The 19101-nt window shown below is 52.6% G+C and carries 19 protein-coding genes and 1 tRNA gene; 13 read left to right on the top strand and 7 right to left on the bottom strand.

Annotated elements, in window-relative coordinates; genetic code table 11:
* The first annotated feature begins 102 nt into the window (after nt 1–102).
* Together dnaQ and nudC are read left to right on the top strand one after the other, a co-directional pair.
* Complete coding sequence (dnaQ, locus tag HZU72_RS13200) at nt 103–861, top strand: DNA polymerase III subunit epsilon (RefSeq protein WP_180092846.1); 759 nt, start codon at nt 103–105, stop codon at nt 859–861.
* The gene (gene nudC, locus HZU72_RS13205) at nt 854–1639 is read left to right on the top strand and encodes an NAD(+) diphosphatase (RefSeq protein ID WP_180092849.1); all 786 of its coding nucleotides are present in this window, start codon (nt 854–856) and stop codon (nt 1637–1639) included. The genes dnaQ and nudC overlap by 8 nt, the downstream gene beginning before the upstream one ends.
* Before the next feature lie 25 nt (nt 1640–1664).
* Here nudC and HZU72_RS13210 read toward each other — a convergent pair whose 3' ends face one another.
* Nucleotides 1665–1976 carry an SCP2 sterol-binding domain-containing protein gene (locus tag HZU72_RS13210; protein ID WP_180092852.1) on the bottom strand — a complete coding sequence of 104 codons (312 nt, stop codon included), beginning with the start codon at nt 1974–1976 and terminating at the stop codon, nt 1665–1667.
* A 173-nt stretch (nt 1977–2149) separates the two neighbouring features.
* On the opposite strand from HZU72_RS13210, the gene sohB reads away from it, so the two are divergent.
* Nucleotides 2150–3193: a protease SohB gene (sohB, locus tag HZU72_RS13215; protein ID WP_180092855.1), complete on the top strand. Its 1044-nt coding sequence runs from the start codon at nt 2150–2152 to the stop codon at nt 3191–3193.
* A gap of 17 nt (nt 3194–3210) precedes the next feature.
* Here sohB and HZU72_RS13220 read toward each other — a convergent pair whose 3' ends face one another.
* The gene (locus HZU72_RS13220; protein WP_022523354.1) at nt 3211–3531 is read right to left on the bottom strand and encodes an ArsR/SmtB family transcription factor; all 321 of its coding nucleotides are present in this window, start codon (nt 3529–3531) and stop codon (nt 3211–3213) included.
* Between the two features lie 278 nt (nt 3532–3809).
* On the opposite strand from HZU72_RS13220, the gene HZU72_RS13225 reads away from it, so the two are divergent.
* The 3 genes from HZU72_RS13225 to HZU72_RS13235 all read left to right on the top strand — a co-directional run bounded on the left by HZU72_RS13225 (nt 3810) and on the right by HZU72_RS13235 (nt 7503).
* A complete protein-coding gene (locus HZU72_RS13225) occupies nt 3810–5783 on the top strand; it encodes a propionyl-CoA synthetase (protein WP_180092858.1) in 1974 nt (657 codons plus the stop codon).
* Nucleotides 5784–5990: 207 nt separating this feature from the next.
* Nucleotides 5991–6659, top strand: coding sequence for a 7-cyano-7-deazaguanine/7-aminomethyl-7-deazaguanine transporter (locus tag HZU72_RS13230; RefSeq protein ID WP_180092861.1), 669 nt, complete (start codon nt 5991–5993; stop codon nt 6657–6659).
* A 40-nt stretch (nt 6660–6699) separates the two neighbouring features.
* Nucleotides 6700–7503: an alpha/beta fold hydrolase gene (locus HZU72_RS13235; protein ID WP_180092864.1), complete on the top strand. Its 804-nt coding sequence runs from the start codon at nt 6700–6702 to the stop codon at nt 7501–7503.
* A gap of 38 nt (nt 7504–7541) precedes the next feature.
* Here HZU72_RS13235 and HZU72_RS24310 read toward each other — a convergent pair whose 3' ends face one another.
* The 3 genes from HZU72_RS24310 to HZU72_RS13245 are packed head-to-tail and all read right to left on the bottom strand — an operon-like array spanning nt 7542 to nt 10115.
* Nucleotides 7542–8186 carry a hypothetical protein gene (locus tag HZU72_RS24310; RefSeq protein ID WP_443089496.1) on the bottom strand — a complete coding sequence of 215 codons (645 nt, stop codon included), beginning with the start codon at nt 8184–8186 and terminating at the stop codon, nt 7542–7544.
* Complete coding sequence (locus HZU72_RS24315) at nt 8162–8938, bottom strand: exonuclease domain-containing protein (RefSeq protein WP_443089497.1); 777 nt, start codon at nt 8936–8938, stop codon at nt 8162–8164. Before HZU72_RS24315 ends, HZU72_RS24310 begins: the two co-directional genes overlap by 25 nt.
* A 40-nt stretch (nt 8939–8978) precedes the next feature.
* Entirely contained in the window at nt 8979–10115 is a 1137-nt protein-coding gene (locus tag HZU72_RS13245; protein WP_180092867.1) for an ABC transporter substrate-binding protein, read from the bottom strand.
* A 152-nt stretch (nt 10116–10267) separates the two neighbouring features.
* On the opposite strand from HZU72_RS13245, the gene HZU72_RS13250 reads away from it, so the two are divergent.
* From HZU72_RS13250 to HZU72_RS13275, 6 genes are all read left to right on the top strand, one after another.
* Nucleotides 10268–11974, top strand: a complete 1707-nt coding sequence (locus HZU72_RS13250; RefSeq protein WP_009287833.1) for a potassium/proton antiporter — start codon at nt 10268–10270, stop codon at nt 11972–11974.
* 49 nt (nt 11975–12023) lie between these two features.
* Nucleotides 12024–12114 (top strand) — tRNA-Ser (locus tag HZU72_RS13255).
* A 1147-nt stretch (nt 12115–13261) separates the two neighbouring features.
* Nucleotides 13262–13624, top strand: a complete 363-nt coding sequence (locus HZU72_RS13260) for a hypothetical protein (RefSeq protein WP_180092870.1) — start codon at nt 13262–13264, stop codon at nt 13622–13624.
* Nucleotides 13625–13808: 184 nt separating this feature from the next.
* The gene (locus tag HZU72_RS13265; protein ID WP_180092873.1) at nt 13809–14066 is read left to right on the top strand and encodes a hypothetical protein; all 258 of its coding nucleotides are present in this window, start codon (nt 13809–13811) and stop codon (nt 14064–14066) included.
* 400 nt (nt 14067–14466) lie between these two features.
* On the top strand, nt 14467–14634 hold the full coding sequence (locus HZU72_RS13270) for a YHYH domain-containing protein (RefSeq protein WP_180092876.1): 168 nt from the start codon (nt 14467–14469) through the stop codon (nt 14632–14634).
* A gap of 169 nt (nt 14635–14803) precedes the next feature.
* Nucleotides 14804–15091, top strand: coding sequence for a sll1863 family stress response protein (locus HZU72_RS13275; protein ID WP_027959459.1), 288 nt, complete (start codon nt 14804–14806; stop codon nt 15089–15091).
* 54 nt (nt 15092–15145) lie between these two features.
* Here HZU72_RS13275 and HZU72_RS13280 read toward each other — a convergent pair whose 3' ends face one another.
* Both HZU72_RS13280 and HZU72_RS13285 read right to left on the bottom strand, forming a co-directional pair.
* Nucleotides 15146–16357, bottom strand: a complete 1212-nt coding sequence (locus HZU72_RS13280) for a toxic anion resistance protein (protein ID WP_180092880.1) — start codon at nt 16355–16357, stop codon at nt 15146–15148.
* 108 nt (nt 16358–16465) lie between these two features.
* Complete coding sequence (locus HZU72_RS13285; protein ID WP_180092883.1) at nt 16466–17407, bottom strand: cobyrinic acid a,c-diamide synthase; 942 nt, start codon at nt 17405–17407, stop codon at nt 16466–16468.
* Nucleotides 17408–17770: 363 nt separating this feature from the next.
* Here HZU72_RS13285 and HZU72_RS13290 point away from each other — a divergent pair, with 363 nt between their 5' ends.
* Nucleotides 17771–19078, top strand: a complete 1308-nt coding sequence (locus tag HZU72_RS13290; RefSeq protein ID WP_180092886.1) for an ATP-grasp domain-containing protein — start codon at nt 17771–17773, stop codon at nt 19076–19078.
* The last annotated feature ends 23 nt before the right edge of the window (nt 19079–19101 follow it).

Genomic DNA, 19101 nt, shown 5'->3' on the forward strand with positions numbered 1-19101 from the left:
AATAAGAGCAATGTTGTAGTTTACACATTTTACTAACGAAAACCTCAGCTTTTAGGTGAGGTTGATTATTGAAAACATAAGGTTAAAAGGTTTTTTGATGTTATGAGTAGACATTTTTCAGGCTACCGTACCGTAATCTTAGATACTGAAACCACGGGTATCGACCCCAAAGATGGCCATCGCCTAGTCGAAATTGGTGCTATTGAGATGGTCAATCGACGCTTCACTGGTCGCACTTATCACCAATACATCAATCCTGAGCGGCATATCGATGCTGAAGTCGTCGCCGTTCACGGGATTGATGATGCCAGAGTCGCTAACGAGCCGGTCTTCGCGGCAATTGCCGATGAGTTTTGGGCATTTATCGAAGGCGCTGAGCTGGTGATTCATAATGCCCCCTTCGATGTGGGCTTTATTGACCACGAGCTGGGCATGTTGAATCGGCAGCGTAAATCCCCTGTGTTGGGGCCGGTAAGTGATCATTGCGGCATATTAGATACGTTGACCATGGCGCGGAAGATGCACCCCGGTCAGCGCAACAGTCTTGATGCATTGTGCAAACGCTACGATATCGACAATGGCCACCGGGTACTGCACGGCGCACTGTTAGACTCTGAAATCCTCGCCGAAGTGTATCTGGCGATGACCGGTGGGCAGACCGCGCTGACCTTGGACGCGGCCACTGCGGCGGAACAGGAGCAGGCGGACACCTCCAATGAAGGGATGTCGATTCAACGGCTTTCTCTAACGCCTGGACAGCTGCGCGTGGTGCGACCAACTGACGAAGAGCGAGCGGCCCATCAGGCCAAGTGCGAGGCGCATCAATTGAACTGGTTTGAGGGTGCGGCCAGCGATGCTTAGGCGAGAAATTCCCCATCACGAACAAGCAGGTCGGGTTATTCGGCTGTCGCGTAGCCTATTGGCGCCCGCACCGTTATACGGTAGTGAAGAATTGACCCCGCTGCAGCCCTATCAACCCTGGACAGAGCAGATGCAGCCGCTGTGTTACTGGGATGATGAGCCGGTGGCGCTGCTTGTAGAGTCCCAGGCTGGAAACGATTGGATTGATGGTCGGCAATGGATGAGCGAGCTTTCAACCGCTTGGTTTAGCCTGCTCTCTACGGCGCTGCAGGTAGGTGCTTGGTTAGAGAATCACCGTTTCTGCGGTCGCTGTGGTGCACCGGCCACCAAGCTCACTGCGGAATTCGCTATGCACTGCCACGCCTGTGGGCACCGCAACTATCCGCGTATCTCACCGTGTATTATCACGCTGGTGACCAGCGGGGAGGCGATGCTGTTGGCCCGCAGTCCGCGCTTTCCACCCGGGCGCTACTCCACCTTGGCGGGTTTTATCGAGCCAGGGGAGTCAGCGGAAGAGGCGGTGCATCGCGAGGTGTTTGAGGAAGTGGGCGTACTTATCGATCAACTGCGTTATCACCAAAGTCAGGCGTGGCCATTCCCGCACTCACTGATGTTTGGTTACTTCGCCGAAGCCACCACCCGGCGCATTCGCATCGATGGGGTGGAAATTAGCGATGCAGCGTGGTTTTCTCCCCGCCAGTTACCCTCTCTGCCGCCGCCTTACTCGATATCCCGGGAACTGATCGAAACCCATTTGGCACGCTGGCGCGAAGAATAAGCGGCGACGCGTGCCGATATGACGATTACTCGCTAGGGAATAAGCTAGTCAGCTTAGTGGCCAGCATGACATTACCGGTCGCTTTTAGCTTGCCGGTCATAAAGGCCGTCATGCCATTGATCTCACCGCTCATAATGCCTTTTAGCGTGTCAGTGGTTAGGCTTAAGCTGACAGAAGGATCGTCATGTTCACCCTCTTGTACGTGTAGCGTGCCATCTTGGATATTTAAGTAGTAGCTGCCCGCATCGGTAAAGTGAAACTGGAAAACTTCATCCATGCCCTTTGCCGCTTCTGGATTAAAACGCGCTTTTAGCTTCTCAAGGGTGTTGTTTGACATGACATATCTCTCGGTTAAGTAGATCAGGCTAAGGCTAGCGACCAGAGCCAAAAGAAACAATCGTAAAGGTAGGCGAGGTTATTTCATACGGGCGTTCCAATCAAGAGCGCTAGTCACTATCAGCAAACGCATATCGAGCTATAAAGGAATTAATCCTCTAATGGAGAACATCAATGAGTGAATGGGTAGCAGAAATAGGCACTTTTGTTGTGCAAACCACCATCGTGATGGCGCTGATAGGCATTGGCCTGCTGCTTATTGCGCGAACCAAACAGGACAAAGAGAGTGACCTGAAGCTCACGATCGAGCCACTTAACGATCAACGCCGCCGTCGTGACCGGCGTTTGCGGCTGGCTGCCACGCTTCCTGGTGCGCGCAAAAAACTGCTGAAACTATTTCGCAGCGAAGATAAAAAACGTCACAAGGGGCACAAAACGGAGCAAGACGGCGCCTCGGCGCCAAGGGTTTGGGTGCTCGACTTTCATGGCGATCTGAAAGCCTCGCAAACGGAGCATTTTGCTCAAGAGGTGTCGGCCATCATCGGTGTCGCCGTTAAAGAAGACGAGGTAGTGGTGCGTCTTGAATCCGCGGGTGGCCTGGTGCATGCCTATGGGTTGGCAGCGGCGCAGTTAGACCGGCTGCGCACGGCGGGGCTAAACACAACCGTCTGTATCGACAAGGTGGCGGCAAGCGGTGGTTACCTGATGGCCTGTACCGCAAAGCACATCAAGGCCGCGCCCTTCGCAGTGATTGGTTCCATCGGCGTGGTGGCACAGGTTCCCAATATTCATCGTCTGCTTAAGCGCCACGATGTTGATGTCGAACTGCTGACCGCGGGTAAATATAAACGTACCTTAACCGTTCTGGGTGAAAATACCGAAGAGGGTAAAGCGAAGTTCTTGGAGGATTTAGAGAATACGCACCGCTTGTTTAAAAGCTATGTGGCAGAACGGCGTCCCGCCATGGATATCGACACCCTCGCCACAGGCGAGATTTGGTACGGTAGCGAGGCATTATCTCTACAGCTTGTCGACAGCGTAGGGACTAGCGAATCTTATCTGGTAGAACGTATGACCGAGGCGCAAGTGTTTACAGTGAAGCTAGAAGCCCCTAAAACCGTCAGCCGTAAACTGGGATTGGCCATTTCAGAAGGCGTTGAAAAAGCAGCGCTGAAAGCGCTTGGCCTAATCGACGCCGCTGGGTGGCAGCGGCGCTGAGATTCAACCTTGAAGCGTTATGCAGCGTAATGGTGTGCCAAGGTATCGATCACGGCCTTGGCGCTTTCGCTGCTTAACGAATAATAGATGGTTTGTGACTCCCGTCGGGTATCGACGAGCTCATCACGCCGCAAAATAGCCAGATGTTGCGAAAGCGCCGACTGACTTAACGCAAGTTGTTGATTAATTTGCGTTACTGACAGCTCTTTCTCGGCAAGAAGGCAGAGTATTTGCAGCCGTTTCTCGTTGGCCAACGCTTTAAGCAGGTTAGTTCCCGCTTCAATCGCGCGACAGTTATGTTCAAGCAGACGTGTAGCGGCGCTTGTAGAAGCAGACATAATGATCTCCTTGCCTACACTGTTACATCAGCGTTTTATAAGCATTGTTTTAAAGGCGTCGTTTTAAAGGCATTGTTGTACGTTGTCGAGGCATCGTCGCGTCGCGAGGATCATGTTGTTTAATGATCAGTAATTTAGCGAGTTTTGTCCAAGCTGCTGTTTAACGGTTAATCAATGGTAGTCATTCGACACCTTGTCGACAATGTTGGTGCCTGTCTACCGCTTTGGTCGCTATTTAGCCCATAGTATGAGGGCGAAATATCGGTTTCCTTTATAAAGTGTCAACAATCCTCCGTGATCGTTACTACAAAAAAGATAGGGACACCATGAGCCGCTACCAACACACCTTCCAACGCTCCATCGAACATCCTGAATCGTTCTGGGCCGAGCAGGCCAAACGTATTCCCTGGTACACGCCGCCTAAAACCGTTCTCAGCTACGATGAGCAGAGCCCTGGGAAAGAGCATGCTCGTTGGTTCAGCGACGGCGAAATGAATCTTAGCTACGCTGCACTGGATTATCATGTCGAAAATGGGCGCGGTGATCAGGCGGCGATTTTCTGGGATTCGCCTGCCGCACAAGCCAAACTCACCCTTAGCTACCGCGAAATGCGCGATAAAGTGGCGTATTTTGCGGGAGCGCTAGCGCAATTAGGCGTCACTAAGGGGGATCGCGTGGTGATCTATATGCCGATGATCCCCGAAGCGCTGGTGGCCATGTACGCCTGCGCCCGGCTTGGCGCTATTCACTCGGTGGTATTTGGTGGCTTCGCCCCCCATGAGCTGGCGGCGCGGATTGAAGACGCCGAGCCTAAAGTGGTGGTTGCCGCTTCCTGCGGTATCGAGCTAGGCAAGGTGTTGCCCTATAAGCCTATGGTAGACCAAGCCGTTGAATTAAGCGCCCATAAGCCGGCTGCCTGTGTCGTTTATCAGCGTGAAGCGCACCGGGCTGAGTTGAGGGAAGGCGATTACGACTGGGAAGCGTTGGTTGCGAAGGCGCCGTTTGCTGAGTGCGTGCCGGTGAAGGGAACCGACCCGCTGTATATCCTCTATACCTCAGGTACCACCGGAAAACCCAAAGGCGTTATGCGCGATACGGGGGGATATGCGGTGGCGCTGGCCTATTCGATGCAGGCGATCTACGCCATGGAGCCCGGTGAAGTGTTCTTTACCGCTTCGGATGTGGGTTGGGTCGTCGGGCACTCTTACATTGTTTACGCCCCTTTGCTACTTGGTTGCACCACGCTGGTATACGAAGGTAAGCCGGTAAAAACCCCCGATGCGGGCAGCTTCTGGCGCTTGATCGAGGAGTACCGGGTGAAGAGTTTCTTCACAGCGCCCACGGCCTTCCGTGCGATTAAGAAAGAGGATCCCGAGGGCAAACTTCTACAGAACTACGATATCAGCAGCCTAAAGCACCTCTACGTGGCCGGCGAGCGCCTCGATCCACCCACGTTTCACTGGCTGGATGACCTTTTGGACGTGCCGGTGATTGATCACTGGTGGCAAACTGAAACCGGCTGGCCCATCGCCGCCAACTTGCCCGGCATTGAGGCCGTTCCAACCAAGGCGGGATCCGCAACGTTCCCCGTTCCTGGCTTCAATGTGCAAGTGCTCAATCGCGATGGAGAGCAGGCCAAACCCATGGAGCAGGGCAGTGTGGTGATCAAACAGCCCATGCCTCCAGGTTGTTTGACCGGCGTTTGGCGCGACGAGAAGCGCTTTCATAGTGCCTATATGGCGGCGTTCCCCGGTTATTATTTAACCGGGGATGGCGGTTATTTTGATGAGCAGGGCTATCTGTTCATTATGGGCCGCACCGATGACGTCATTAACGTGGCGGGGCACAGACTCTCGACCGGTGAAATCGAAGAGGTGGTCGGTGCGCATCCCGCGGTGGCCGAGTGCGCGGTGATTGGGATTCATGACGATCTTAAAGGACAATTGCCGATTGGCTTGGTGATTCCCAAAGATGGTTTTAACGGCGATGAAGCGACACTGGAGGCCGAACTGATCGCGCGTGTTCGCGAGCATATTGGCCCGATTGCCTGCTTCAAACAGGTATTAGTGGTCGACCGATTACCCAAAACCCGCTCGGGTAAGATTTTACGCAAGCTGCTGCGTACGATTGCTGACGGCAAAGAGTTTGGCATTCCCTCGACCATTGATGACCCCACCAGCTTGGCCGATGTCCACGCTGCCATGCGCGAACGCTCGGTAGGCGCTGCGGACAGAGCCACACCGCTAGATTGATGCGGCTACTTTTTTATTAGCCAAGTGCCAGGTCATGTAGATTGCCAAGGGGTGTCAGCGTCGATCCCTTGGCTTTTAATATCATGTAGAAACCGTATAATGCGCTCCCCAGAGCAGCGCCAGCTTCATCAGCGTTGATTTAGTGATGGGCTTACTACCCCGAGGGTTCCCTAACCCCTCTTATCTATTAAAAAAAGGTCTACCCGCATGTTTGCATTGAGTGAGACTCAGCACCGCCGTTGCCTAATGGTGATGGTGGCTTTCCATATCGGCATTATTGCCGCCAGTAACTATTTAGTTCAGCTGCCGTTTACGCTGTTTGGCCTTCATACCACCTGGGGCGCGTTTAGCTTCCCGTTTATCTTTCTAGCCACCGACCTAACAGTACGTCTGTTTGGTAAAGGGTCGGCGCGATCGATTATTCTGCGCGTTATGCTCCCCGCACTGCTGGTCTCCTATGTGGTATCCGTGGTATTTCCCCGCGGCAGCTTTGCCGGGATTGAGGCACTTTCGGAGTGGAACCTGTTTGTCGCCCGTATCGCCCTCGCCAGCTTCCTGGCCTATGTGATTGGCCAACTGCTGGATGTACAGGTGTTTGACCGCTTGCGCCAGTGGGCATGGTGGGTGGCGCCCGTTTGCTCAACGGTGTTGGGTAACTTGGCCGACACCTTTGCATTCTTCTCGGCGGCGTTCTATAACAGCCCAGACCCGTTTATGGCTGCCAATTGGGTAGAAATTGCCGCCGTCGACTATGCCATTAAGCTCGCTATCAGCCTGCTGTTTTTCCTCCCGCTGTATGGCTTGCTGCTTGCCTGGCTAACGCGCCGCTTGGTGGTTTGGACAGGCCAGGTGGATGCCGAGCCTCGTACGGCGTAATCGCATAAACACACAGAGTCCGCAAGGCTGAGGAGCTAGCATGACTGACGTTGCCACCGTTGATCTCCACTTTATCGATATGCCCGCCGACGAAGCCGCGGCGGATAAACCTCCGCTGGTGGTGATTCATGGCTTGCTGGGGAGTGCTGATAATTGGCGTTCGCACTTAAAAGTGTGGCAGGGCAGTCGCCGGGTGATTGCGCTGGATCTGCGTAACCATGGCCGTTCACCCCATGCAGAGGGAATGCGTTACGCCACCATGGCGGATGACGTGATAGCGCTATTGGACAAGCTCTCGATCGAGCGCGCTCATGTGCTGGGCCACTCCATGGGTGGCAAAGTAGCGATCAGCTTGGCGCGCTTGGCACCTGAGCGGGTGGCGTCGTTGATTGTGGCGGATATTGCCCCGGTGGCGTATGAGCACGGCCACGATGATGTGTTTGCCGCGCTCGATAATGTGCGGGAAGGCCAGCCCAAAAATCGTCGTGAAGCCGATGATCTGCTGGGCGAGCATGTTGAGTCGCGACCCACACGGCTGTTCTTGGCCACTAATCTGGTGCGCAATGACGATAACGTGATGGCAATTCGGGTAGGCTTAGATCAGATCAAGCGTGGTTATAGCGACATTATCGGCATTCCCGATGGTGAGCAGCCCTACGATGGACCGTCGCTGGTGCTGCGTGGCGGCGATTCCCACTATGTGGCTGACGATATGATCCCCGCGCTGCGTGAATTGTTGCCCCGTGCCCGTGTGGTAACGCTCAAAAATGCCGGTCACTGGCTACACGCCGACCAGCCGGAAGCCTTCCAGCAGGCCGTGACGGCGTTTGTAGAGGCGCAGTAGATGCGTGTTTAGTTGATAACTTAAGAAGCGCTGTTTTATCACAGTGGTGTGACCGTTAAACCGTGCTGCTCTGGGTAACGCAAGAAACGGTTCAAAATTCGGTAGCTATCCACATCAAAGCTTGCGGGTGCGTCCGCCAGCGTTTGCGCTTTGTTAAAACTTGCCGCACTGCCCAAGTAGCACCACTGTCGAACGACATGCCATGCAGGCGCTGTAGCGTCCGCTGACTGCTCCTCAATAGCAATGCTGCCTGGCCACGGCCAAACATTGACCTGAAGCTGGGTGAGGGCTTCCTGTGCCCGCTGGGTATGTGCTGCTATCGACTCCTGACCATTGCATGCTCCGCGGCACTTGCCCACCTGATTGGCAAAACAACGCCCCTTACCTTTTTCGAGCCCCAACACCCGAGGGCAGAGCTGCTGCTCTTCAGCAATAGCGCGCAATGCGCTCTTGGCTTCCCGCGCATTACGAAACAAACCATACAGCGTGCCACCTAGAGGCTGGGCCAGCGGTTGGCTCAAAGCGCTACCGCTGAGTAGCTCAGGGTGGTCGGCTTCCTCGGCCCAGTGCCAGGTCGTTAACTTACGCTGCTTGCGCAGTTGCCGGTTCATAATCGGCATTAGCGTTTTAACTAACTGCGCTTCACGCAACTGGGCGCCTAAATCGCCAGCGTCTCTTCCCATTCGATATGTTGCACCTGCTGGGCAAGACGCATCTCTTTATCGTCCTGGTGGTCGCGCTGAAAATGCCCTAGCACGCGGCTACGTAGATTGATGCTTTTGCCCACATACAGGGGCAGCCGGTTGTGGCCGTAAAACAGGTAGACACCGGGGCAGGCGGGCAACCGTTCCAGCTGCGCACTATCCAGATGGGCAGGAAGCGTGCGGTGGCGGCGCTCATCGCCCAACAGGCGCTGCCACGCTTCATCGCTGTGCTCAACCTGCCACGCTTGCCAGAGTGACCACAGCGCGTCCACATCGTCTCCGGCACGGTGGTGGCAGATGGGGGTGATAGCGTAGCGGTTAAGCAGTGCTTTCAGGTTATGTTGGCGCTCCTGGGGCGCTATCCGTCGGGATAAGCGCAGTGTGCATATCAACGATACTCGGTAATCCTGCCCGGCGCGCTTAAATTCGTTGCGCAAAAAGCTGTAGTCAAAGCGCGCATTGTGGGCTACCAACTGCCCGTCGCCCAACCACTCCCGGAGTGATTCGGCTATCTGCACAAAGCGTGGCGCACCAACCAGCATGTCGTCGCTAATCCCGGTCAACTGAGTGATTTGCGCGGGCACTTTGCATTCTGGGTAAATTAAGCTCGACCAACGATCCACTAGCTCTCCGTTGACGACTTTGAGAGCGGCTATTTCAGTAATCCGATCCCGCGTCGCCCGGGTGCCGGTGGTTTCAACGTCTATAAAAATTAAACCTGTTTCGCTCATGGGCCGCCATGGTAGTGGATGGAGAGCTATTAATGCTTGGTTATAAAGTGTGTGGATCTACCGCTAAACGCGATACGGGTAACGTTGCGTCAGTAAGGCCCATTTTGAGTAGAAAGGTTTCAAAGCCAGCGTAACGGCGGCTATCTAATGCCGCGGGGCTTAGCGCCATGCGGCGCAGGATATCCTCCCAGGCGTTGGCGTTAATGTCATTCTCGAGCACAGGGTGCGCGCTAATCAACAGCTCCCAGGCGGCGTCTGGGTTGTTGATAATCCAGTGGCTCGCTTGCTCAAGGGCAAGCACGAAGCGCGACCAGGTATCAGCGCGGCGAACAAGCGTATCGCTATTGGCCAATACCACCAGGCCGTCATTTCGGGGGATATCTAGCTCATCAAAGCGAATGACGTGGGTGTTAATGCCTTCTGTCGCCAACTGCTGGGGAAGGTAGTGGTAAAAGCCATCGGCGACCGCATCAATCTGACCTTCCCGCATTGCTCGAATGGGGTCGAAGTGCAGGTTGATAGGCGGGGTGAAATCATCTGTTTGTTGTACCGAACGGGGGAGTAAACGCGGAATGCTCAGGTCGCGGCCTTCTCCGGTGGTATAACCGTAGTGTAACCCTGCCAAGGTATTTTCAGTTTCCGCTTGCTCCTCGCCCGTCACAATGACCGCCGTCAGCGAGGTTTCAATCAGTGTTGCGATCCGGGTGATCGGCGCACCGTTATGGACTTGTAGATGAAGCAGTGGCTGGCGGGTTAGCGCCAAATCGACTTCACCTGCGGTTAGCAGCTTGATAGCGATGGAAGGGTCGGCCGGTGATTGAATCTCTACCTCAAGCCCCTGGGCAGCGTACAGCCCTCGCTCTTTAGCAATCACCAAGGCTGCGTGCTGCGGGCTCAAGTACCAATCCAGCATTAGCGTGATGTGTTTCATCGGCGGTGGTTCTAGTGGCGGTGCCGGGGTTTGCGCCATGGTGGGCACTTCCTCGACGCTTTCGCTGTCAATGGTTCGCCAAAATGCTTCCGGCACCTCAACATCTGTATCTAGCGTCAGTGGGGCCGTCTCTGAAGGGCTTTCTTCGCGCTCTTCATTTGCGTAAATAACTGAATTAGAAAACAATAAGGTAACGATGAGACTCAACAGAATAGGGTGCCAACAGCGTAAGAGGCAACGCAACATAGTCAGTAACTCCAGGGGTTGTAACGGCGAAGTGTAGCCGCCTGGGAAAGCTTCTGACCAGCCCCTTGAGCATAAGGGGGTGCTGAGAAGAGACAGTAAATTCAACGGTTACATGCAATAATAGCGCTGTATTGATGTAGAGACGGAGAGTCATGGACACAATTTATACGTTCTTTTTGGTAGGCGGTTCTCTTATGGCGCTCAGCATTTTGGCCAGCCGCTTATCGTCGATGATGGGTGTGCCGCTGCTGCTGATCTTCCTTGGACTAGGCATGCTAGCAGGTGAAGAGGGCGTACTGGGCGTCGTGTTTGACGATTACTCCATGGCCTTTGCCATCGGCCACCTCGCCCTGGCCATGATTTTGTTAGACGGTGGCTTACGTACTCGCCTCAAAACCTTCCGAGTGGGTTTTAAACCCGCGCTTTCCCTCGCGACCTTCGGTGTCTTTATCACCAGCGCCATTGTTGGCGTTATCGCGATGTGGATTTTTGACCTAACGATAGTACAGGGCCTGCTGGTTGGCGCCATCGTAGGTTCAACCGATGCTGCCGCGGTTTTCTCCATGCTCAGCGGTCGCGGTGTTAATCTCAACGAACGGGTAGGGGCGACGCTGGAGATCGAGTCGGGCACCAACGACCCGATGGCGATTTTCCTGACCCTGATGCTGGTTGAATTGCTCGTCGGTGATATTGGCGGCCCCGTTGAAACCCTGCTGTTTTTCCTTTCTCAGTTTGGTATTGGTTTGATTGTCGGCCTAGGGGGCGGTTGGCTGAGTGCCAAGCTGCTACGCTGGCTCGATTTAGCCCCAGGCCTTTACGCCATGCTAGCGCTGGCACTGGGTTTCAGTGTGTTCGGTTTAACCAGCGTGCTGGGCGGTAGCGGCTTTTTAGCGATCTATCTTGCTGGTTTGATGATTGGTAATCAGCCCGGGCGCCACCTCAACTTTATTCTGCCTGTGCACGACGGCTTGGCGTGGCTAAGTCAAATCGGCTTGTTCCTGGTGCTTGGCCTCCTGGTTACACCCAGTGAGTTATGGGACGTGGCACTGCCCGCGGGGTTGGTGGCACTGGCGCTCATCTTTATTGCCCGCCCGCTGGCGGTGCTGATCACCATCAAACCGTTCTTCAAATTCCGTTGGCGGGAAACCTTCTTCATTGCCTGGGTGGGCTTGAGAGGGGCGGTGCCTATCGTGCTGGCTATTTTCCCGGTTATCGGTGGGGTAGAAAACGCCTCGCTCTACTTTAATGTGGCCTTCGCCGTGGTATTGATGTCGCTACTGATTCAGGGTGGCTCACTGACGCTGATGGCCAAGTGGTTGAAGGTGGAAGTGCCGGTAGGCACCGTGCCTAACCGGCGCGGCCCGCTGGGCATCCTGCCGGAAAACGACTTTGAGCTATTTGTGTACGGGGTCGAAAACCAGGATTTAGAGGATGTGCCTATCCGGCTGCTGCGTTTTCCTTCAGGTGCTTTGATTTCCGCGCTGTTCCGCGACCACGCCATGCTGCACCCCAAGGGCAGCACGCGCTTGAAGCTGGGTGATGTGATTTGTGTGATCGGCCGCTCAGAGGACCTGTACGCGCTTAACCGACTATTCAATGGCGATGCCAAGCTCAAACAGGAGCGCGCCTTCTTCGGTACCTTTACCCTGGATGGTAGCGCGCAAATGCAGGATATCGCCCAAGCCTATGGCCTAACGCTCAGCCCCGGTGAACAGGACATGACGCTGGCGGAATTTATCGCCCTGCGCGTAGGTGGCCACCCAGTTATCGGGGACGACGTAGATTGGCACGGCATTCATTGGGTGGTCAGCGATATGGAAGGCGGAAAGATTACCCGCGTCGGGTTACGTTTGTACTAAAAGGCGTTGACTTCCAAGGAAAAGCTGTTAGTATACGCACCCATAAGCCGGAGGGATGGCAGAGCGGTTGAATGCACCGGTCTTGAAAACCGGCATAGGTTAATAGCCTATCCAGGGTTCGAATCCCTGTCCCTCCGCCACCTCGATACTAAAGCCCCTGATTCGTCAGGGGTTTTTTCGTTTCTAGACTTTCTTTTTCCTTCCACAGAAAACCCTCGGCGATGAAGGACAGTAGGTTTGCGCGTATCGGTGACGTCGTTTGAGCACGGCCACAGCAGACTCGCTGAGCGGTATCGTTATCGTTCGACGTTTTCCCGCTTTGCTGTCCTCTGGCTCTAAGGTAATCAGCGCATTTTTCCAATTTACACGGCACCACTACAGTTTTAACAGCTCGCCCTTGCATGCGCCTGGTTGGGCCAACTCTATAAAGTTGTCCCTGCGCTCGCCTTCGCGGATCGTTTGGCTTTCCCAATCAGTTTGCCTATCACCTTGTCGGCACCAAAGAAGTCATAGAGCTTGCCGGTACGCATCTTAATAACGGCCAATGACCGCTTATCCAGATTACCCTGCAGGTACTCGGCGACAGCTTCGGTCTGGGGTTTCGTCTCAATAGTACTGGCGGTAAACCTGAGCCTTACATTTCCTATCTGATACTTCCGCAGCTTGCTTGTCGATCATCTGAGTAGAGCGTCTAATTGGCTCAACGCCTCACACCGGGCAAGGGGATTTGCTCTGACTGGGTAAGCAGTTTCAGGATACACGTGTCGCTTGATCTGATATTAGCAAGTGGATGGATCAATCGCGTCAAAGCGTATAGATGAATCCTGACTACAAACGTCGTTAGCTTGAACGATTGCCACAGTGTTCAACCGGATTGCCGAAGTGCAGGGAAGGGAAGGGAAGGGAAGGGAAGTGTCAGTGATATGTCGAATTTTTCTCAATAACCGAGTGATCAGTTATGCTTGTAAAGACAAAAAGTTTGATTGATGTTATTAAGAACAGTGGTATAGATGCGCTTTAAAAGAGCCATTATCATCTTCCCAGATCACCAAGATACTTTTGAAGAAATATTTTCTGGTTCAGAAGATTTTATTAAGCGCATGTAGAAAAGCTTCTTAATTAAAAACAATTTTTTAGATGAGGCTAAATATGCAATATATGGTTATAATTTTGAATCTTCTGTCCAGGAAGGGTGGTTGGAGACATGATGCTAATGAGCAGCTAGCGAAAGACATAGAAAATAAGGTTGTTCAATAAATTAAAAGTAACTTTTATGAAGAAGGTGATTTGTCACCCGCAGGCTTTATCATTGAAGAGGCTTTGGAATGTTTTGGGCCATCTTTTGTGTATGAATTGATAAATAAAATATGGCAGAAATCTTATATTGACTCAATCCAAGAGTATCATGCCCATATTTTAAATGTAATTAAGAATATATCTTGTAAGATTGATGCTAGTCATTTTCTTCCGATAGCTATAGCCACTTACGCACACAATGATATTGTTATTAGAGGTGCTGGGTTGTCGTTGTTTGAAAGTTGGGATAATCCAGAATATAAATTTATGTTAGAAAATGTGGCTGATAGTGGCATTGATTGGTTAAATAAATACAAGCAAGAAGTTATAGATAATTTAGGCGAAGAACTATGACCTATCTCATTAGGAAATTTACATGTTCAAAATGGGATCCTAAAATCAACCGCCGGAAAGTGCAAGAGATCTTAATTCCGATGCTTTAACCTCTTGCTTAAGGACTTCAAGGAATACTCTTTTTGTTTGGGAAGCAAAAAGCTTAAACTGGGGCGACTTTGATAATATTCTTGCAGCGCTGTTTGTGTCTTCAGGTGGCCCTTCTAAAACTGATATGGTTTTGCTTGAAGAAGATAATATTACAAAAATAAAAGGGGTTAGTTTGGTTGAAACTGAAGCAATAACGCCAGCTATTGATGAAATAAATAAAAAACATCGTGATATTTCCAATCTGACTTTATCAGCCATAGAAAATGTAGCTGATGAGATTTTAAACGAACTCCGAAAGGGAATAACGGGAACGTCAAAAGGTATAGTGAAAAGGCAGTTTTACGTTTATTAAAAAATAAATTGATAGTGAAAGCATTAGCTCTGGAAACCTACCTATGCGATGGGATTAAAAATTAGCAGCTTTAGAAAAAAAATTAAATAATAATTAGAAGTTAGATAAAACCTTGATAAGATCGAATAATTGTTACCTACTTCGAAAATGCTGGATTGCATGTTGTTAAGTGGTTAAACCGTACAAGCAGTGGCGACGTAGTGAAGCATGGTGGCCGAACTAATAGCAGTGATTTAGCTGATTTACACATCGCGCGTGCGATGGGAACTAGGCGAGAGTTGTCTTGTGTGATTTGCTCGTTATGTCTTTGCCTGTATTTCAATAATCTAAAGATAAGCAAGCATGATAGATGGTAATCTCGTTTAACTGACATCAGGCCAGCTATTCTGGAGAGATAATCATGAAAAAGATATTAGTAGCGCTAATGCTGGCTGGGGTGTTCCTGAGTGCAGGTAACGTGTCCGCAACGACAGCTGTTCAGAGCGGGGAGGTTTTGGAACATGGCGGTCGAACCGACAGCAATGGTTGTCACCGGGATACTAAGCAAGGCACTCGTCATTGCCACTAAACTATAAAGTGAAACGCCTTCAACGATACTTTTAGTATGTGTTCGCGTTGTGACTATCAGCCTTCCCTGTGCAAGCCTCGGATTAACAAGTTGAGATTTCCAGCTAATCTTAGTAGATAGAGATCCATGCCGAATCAGTCATACTCGTTACCGCAGGGGAGATATCATCATGAGACAGCGCGATGAATTCGTTGAAGAAATGAAAGCCAGGCTCGATGAGTGGAATGCTGATATCGATAAGCTGACTGCCAAGGCTCGCCAGGCGAGCGACGAGGCGAGGGTGAAGTACCAGGAGGATATCGAGCGGCTCAAGAAGCGCCAGGCGGAGACGCAACAAAGGCTCGATGAGCTTCAGCATGCCAGCGAAGCGGCCTGGGAGACTGTCCGCCAAGGTATGGAAGACTCTTGGGAGTTAATGCGTAAAGCCTTCCGGGATGCCTCTTCTCGTTTCAAGTAGCTTATTCAACTATATGTTCAACTAACCATGCGTTTTACTTAAAAAAGCCTGAAGTTAATTGGGGTCGCGGCCCTCTTGTGATTGCGACTCGCTGCCTTCTTGAAGACGCGCGATGGACGCATTTCCCTGTTTTGCCAGGGTTGCCAGGCGGTCGATCTGCGCATCCAGGCGGGGTAGGGCTTCTTGCCGATAGCTTGATAGATCGTCGATGGCGCCCATCACCTCGCTGAAAGCCTCCTCAAGCACTTGCATGTCGAGCATTGCGGAGGAGGCCCGCTTCTGAATGTCCACGCCTTGCTGCCGCAGGGCCTTGGCAGTGCCGCCAATCATCTGCGATGTGGTCGTATTGAGGGCTTCGATGCGATCCAGCACCAGGCGCTGATTAGCCATTGCCATGGCCACCGTGACTGCGACGGTGAGCGCCGACACGGTGACGTTAATGGCCCTGTCCACACCGCGCATTAATTCCCGGTTGTTGCGAATGATCACCTCTAGCGCCAGTACGCCTTGCTGACTTACTGCCAGTTGCTGCTGTAGATCCACGATACGCTGACGCAGGGGGAAGAGCAGTTCTTCCTCAAGAAATTGACGTCGCGGATCATCGCCATCGCGAGCAGTGACCTCGTCCTGCAGGCGCCGATCGATCATGCGGCCCAGCGCAATTTGGCGGTTCAGCTCGCAAAGGATTTTAGTTAACGCCTGCTGGTCATCGTTCAAGGTGAGGTTGTCACGATGCAACATGTCGCGACCGCTTTCCAGATCCTCGATGATCGCATCCAAGGCTTTCTGGGTATTCTCGAACTTGCAAAAGTAGCGCTGCAAGCGGCTATCCAGGCCGGGAATGACCGCTAGAACACGATCCAATGTAGTCGGCGCCAAGCGATGGCGAGCGGGGTCGAGCCCTTCCATGCGCCCACGCAGATCGGTCAGTGCCTTGGCGACCGGCCCGCCTTCGTCGCCCTGGTGAGCCAACTTACGCAGCGGTGTTTGCAGCATGGCGCTGCGATGGGCGGCCTGTTGCTGCAGTTCAAGGCCCATCTCATCCACTGCACGGCGCTGGCGAACCACTGACTCCTCATCACCTTCGGCGAGGATATCCTCGACAAAGCGGTCGGCCAACGCCTCAAGCTCAGGGTCGATATTACGCTCATCAGGGGTTACCGATTCAGCCTGACGTGCACCCAATCGACTAGCTCCCAACTGGTCAGCGATCTCGTCCACCGGCGGCAGGGAGAGGCGACGTTTGTCATCGGATTGCTGAGCCATAGAGATCTCCTGGGCTATTAAAGCTATTTAAAGCTATTAAAAATGCGATGAAATAAAACGGTTTAAATACAACAGAGTGAAAATTGCACGATAGCACTGCCTGTCAGCTTAATCCTTGCGGGCATAACGATCTGCCCCTTCGACGAAGCGGCGCAGATCTTCCAGCGCTTTTTCGGTGGTGACCGACGCCTGGGGGCGAGCCGTCTCTATGCGCGCCATGGAAACGGCAGTATCGTCGAGCACGGTCAAGGCGGATTCGATGCGGGCAGAGAGCTTATTCAGCCGGTGTTCGGTCTCCACTAGCAAATCGAGGCGACGCACCAGAGCAGCACGCTCTTCATCGCTTAATCGTTTGCCCTCCCGCTCCAATCGGCCGCGTACGTAATTACCGTCCACGCTAACCACACCACGTGCTTGGGAGGCCATGGTCGTCAACGTATCCACCGCGCCGAAACAGACTTGGGTGACCAAGCCTTGCGAGCGCTCAAAGGCCAGCTCGCCAGTATGGAATCGGTCGCTCAGTACGTCCATCACATGGCGGTAGCGGCTGTAGAGGCGGTCGGTCAGGATTGCCAAATCGGGGCGGTGCACATCGAGCAAGTTCTGCTTGGCCCGGCACATGGCCATGACTAGATCGTCGGCTCCCACAGGTGGCCTTGCGGGGTCGAGTACCGACACCCCCGTTTCATAGGCGTTGCGCTCCTCTTCAGCACGGCGCTGCTGTGCTTCGGCCTCTCTTTGAGCTTTATGGCGACGCACGCGGCGACGGGCCAGCCAGCCGCGTAGCTTCCGCTCGATAGGAAGTGCTATAGGAATGGCGACGATGCCTGTCAACCAGCCAAACAGGCTGGGGCTGAAACCACCCCACAGGGAGGTCAGCCACAGCAACATGCTGATGGAGGGAACCACTAGGCAGTAGCGGGCGATTACCTGGAGACGACTGGTAGCCGACACCGGAAGTGCCAGGCCAGGATTGAAGAGGCCGACCAGTAGCCAGGGCAGGCAGGTCATAAACAGGCCATAGGAAAATCCCTGCAGGAATCCCAACATAGATACGGCTATCCTTCAGTCATGGAACGCAAATATTGTGTTTAGAATAACTGAGATAGGTCGCTAAGCACCAGCTGGGTAACTACAGGCTATTGGCTGGCTGTGAACTGCTATTTCACCTTTCTCTTAGAAATTATCCCCCATCTTTTAGCAAGATAACTTCTACAGAAATTTAACAAAAGCTTTACAGTTTAATTGCCATTTGTAACCGTATCGACTAGCTTAGTTACGACGGGTGCGCTAAATAACCCTAATGCTGGCTTACTCAATCGTTTCTGAACACCACCGACTGCGGCTTGGCTCACTTGGTGCGCTCCAATTTCAGCCCAGTCAATTTGGGTTAACCAGCAAGGAGGACATCAAATGTCGATAACATCAGAAAAGCAATTACCCGAAGCAGTAGCGGCCTGGCGTGATGCGGAAATGGACTCGGTGAAAGGTACCGAGACACCCAAAGATCCAAACAAAGGTTACATTGCCTTACTTGGATGGAGTATTAACGCGATTAAGGCGGCGCAAAAGTTTGACCGCCGTTATATCGTTGTTGCTCCCGAATGGGCTGAGGATTTCTGTGCCGCGAACAATATACCTTTTATCTCCTGGGATTTTATTCGCTTGAATGATCGTTCCATGGAGATTGCTGAAAAGTTGAAGGATGAAGGCGTAGACGTCGCCATCCCACTGTTTGAAGAAACCGTTGAGTGGTCAGGTGCCATCAACTCCGTGCTTCTCGACAGCCCACGTATGTTTGGTCAGTCAATTCTATTCCGTGATAAGGCCTTGATGAAGCGCCGTGCCCAGCTTGGCGGTATCCGCGTTGGGATATTTGAAGAAGCGCACGAAAAAGAAGACATTGTCCGCTTTATGAAGCGCGTCAATCAAACGCTGCTCAAGCTTGATGGTGATCCGGATGACCCGATACACGTCAAAGCATTCGATAAAGCCGGTTGTCTTGGCCACCGGATGATCCGCACGCTAGAAGAAATTGATAACATTCCGGATGAAGAGTATCCGCTGCTGATGGAAAGTCACTTGAGCGGCTGGGAGTTTGCCGTTGAAGCCTGGATACATGATGGCAAAATTCAGTTCCTGAATATTTCGGAATACGTGACGTTAGGCTACTCGGTGTTCGTGCCTGCTACCCAGGAGCTTGAGAGCTGGCGCAATGCGATCACCAAACAGATCGAGCTGTTGATCAAAACCTTCGACATCCAGTTCGGTTTGATTCACCCCGAGTACTTCGTGACAGCTGACGGTGAGATGTATTTTGGCGAAGTTGCCTACCGCCCACCCGGCTTCAAAGCTTTCGAACTGATCGAAAAAGCCTACGGTTTTAACGCCTATCAAGCGTCAATGTTGGTGTTCGACCCGAAAAGTACAAAAGAGGAAGTAGCGGCGTTCTTCCCCCGCGAAGTAGTCGATGCGAAGGGCTACGCAGGCTGTTTCGGTGTGTACCCACGCCGTCGTGTTGTCAGCAAGCTGGAAATGCCCGAAGAGACGATTAATCACCCGTACTTCGAGTCACACGAACTGGTCGCACCGGCAGAAGAGACAGTGCCTGACCGGTCTGCTTTCGGGACTCATTGGGGGCTCATCTTCTTCTTTGGCGACGATCCCATCAAAATGCGCGATCTGCTAAAAGCCCAAGAGGATCTGGACTTTTACGTCTAACGTTCGATAGCGCAATACGCTGA

The sequence above is a fragment of the Vreelandella sedimenti genome (assembly GCF_013416325.1).
GTDB classification, from domain to species: Bacteria; Pseudomonadota; Gammaproteobacteria; order Pseudomonadales; family Halomonadaceae; genus Vreelandella; species Vreelandella sedimenti.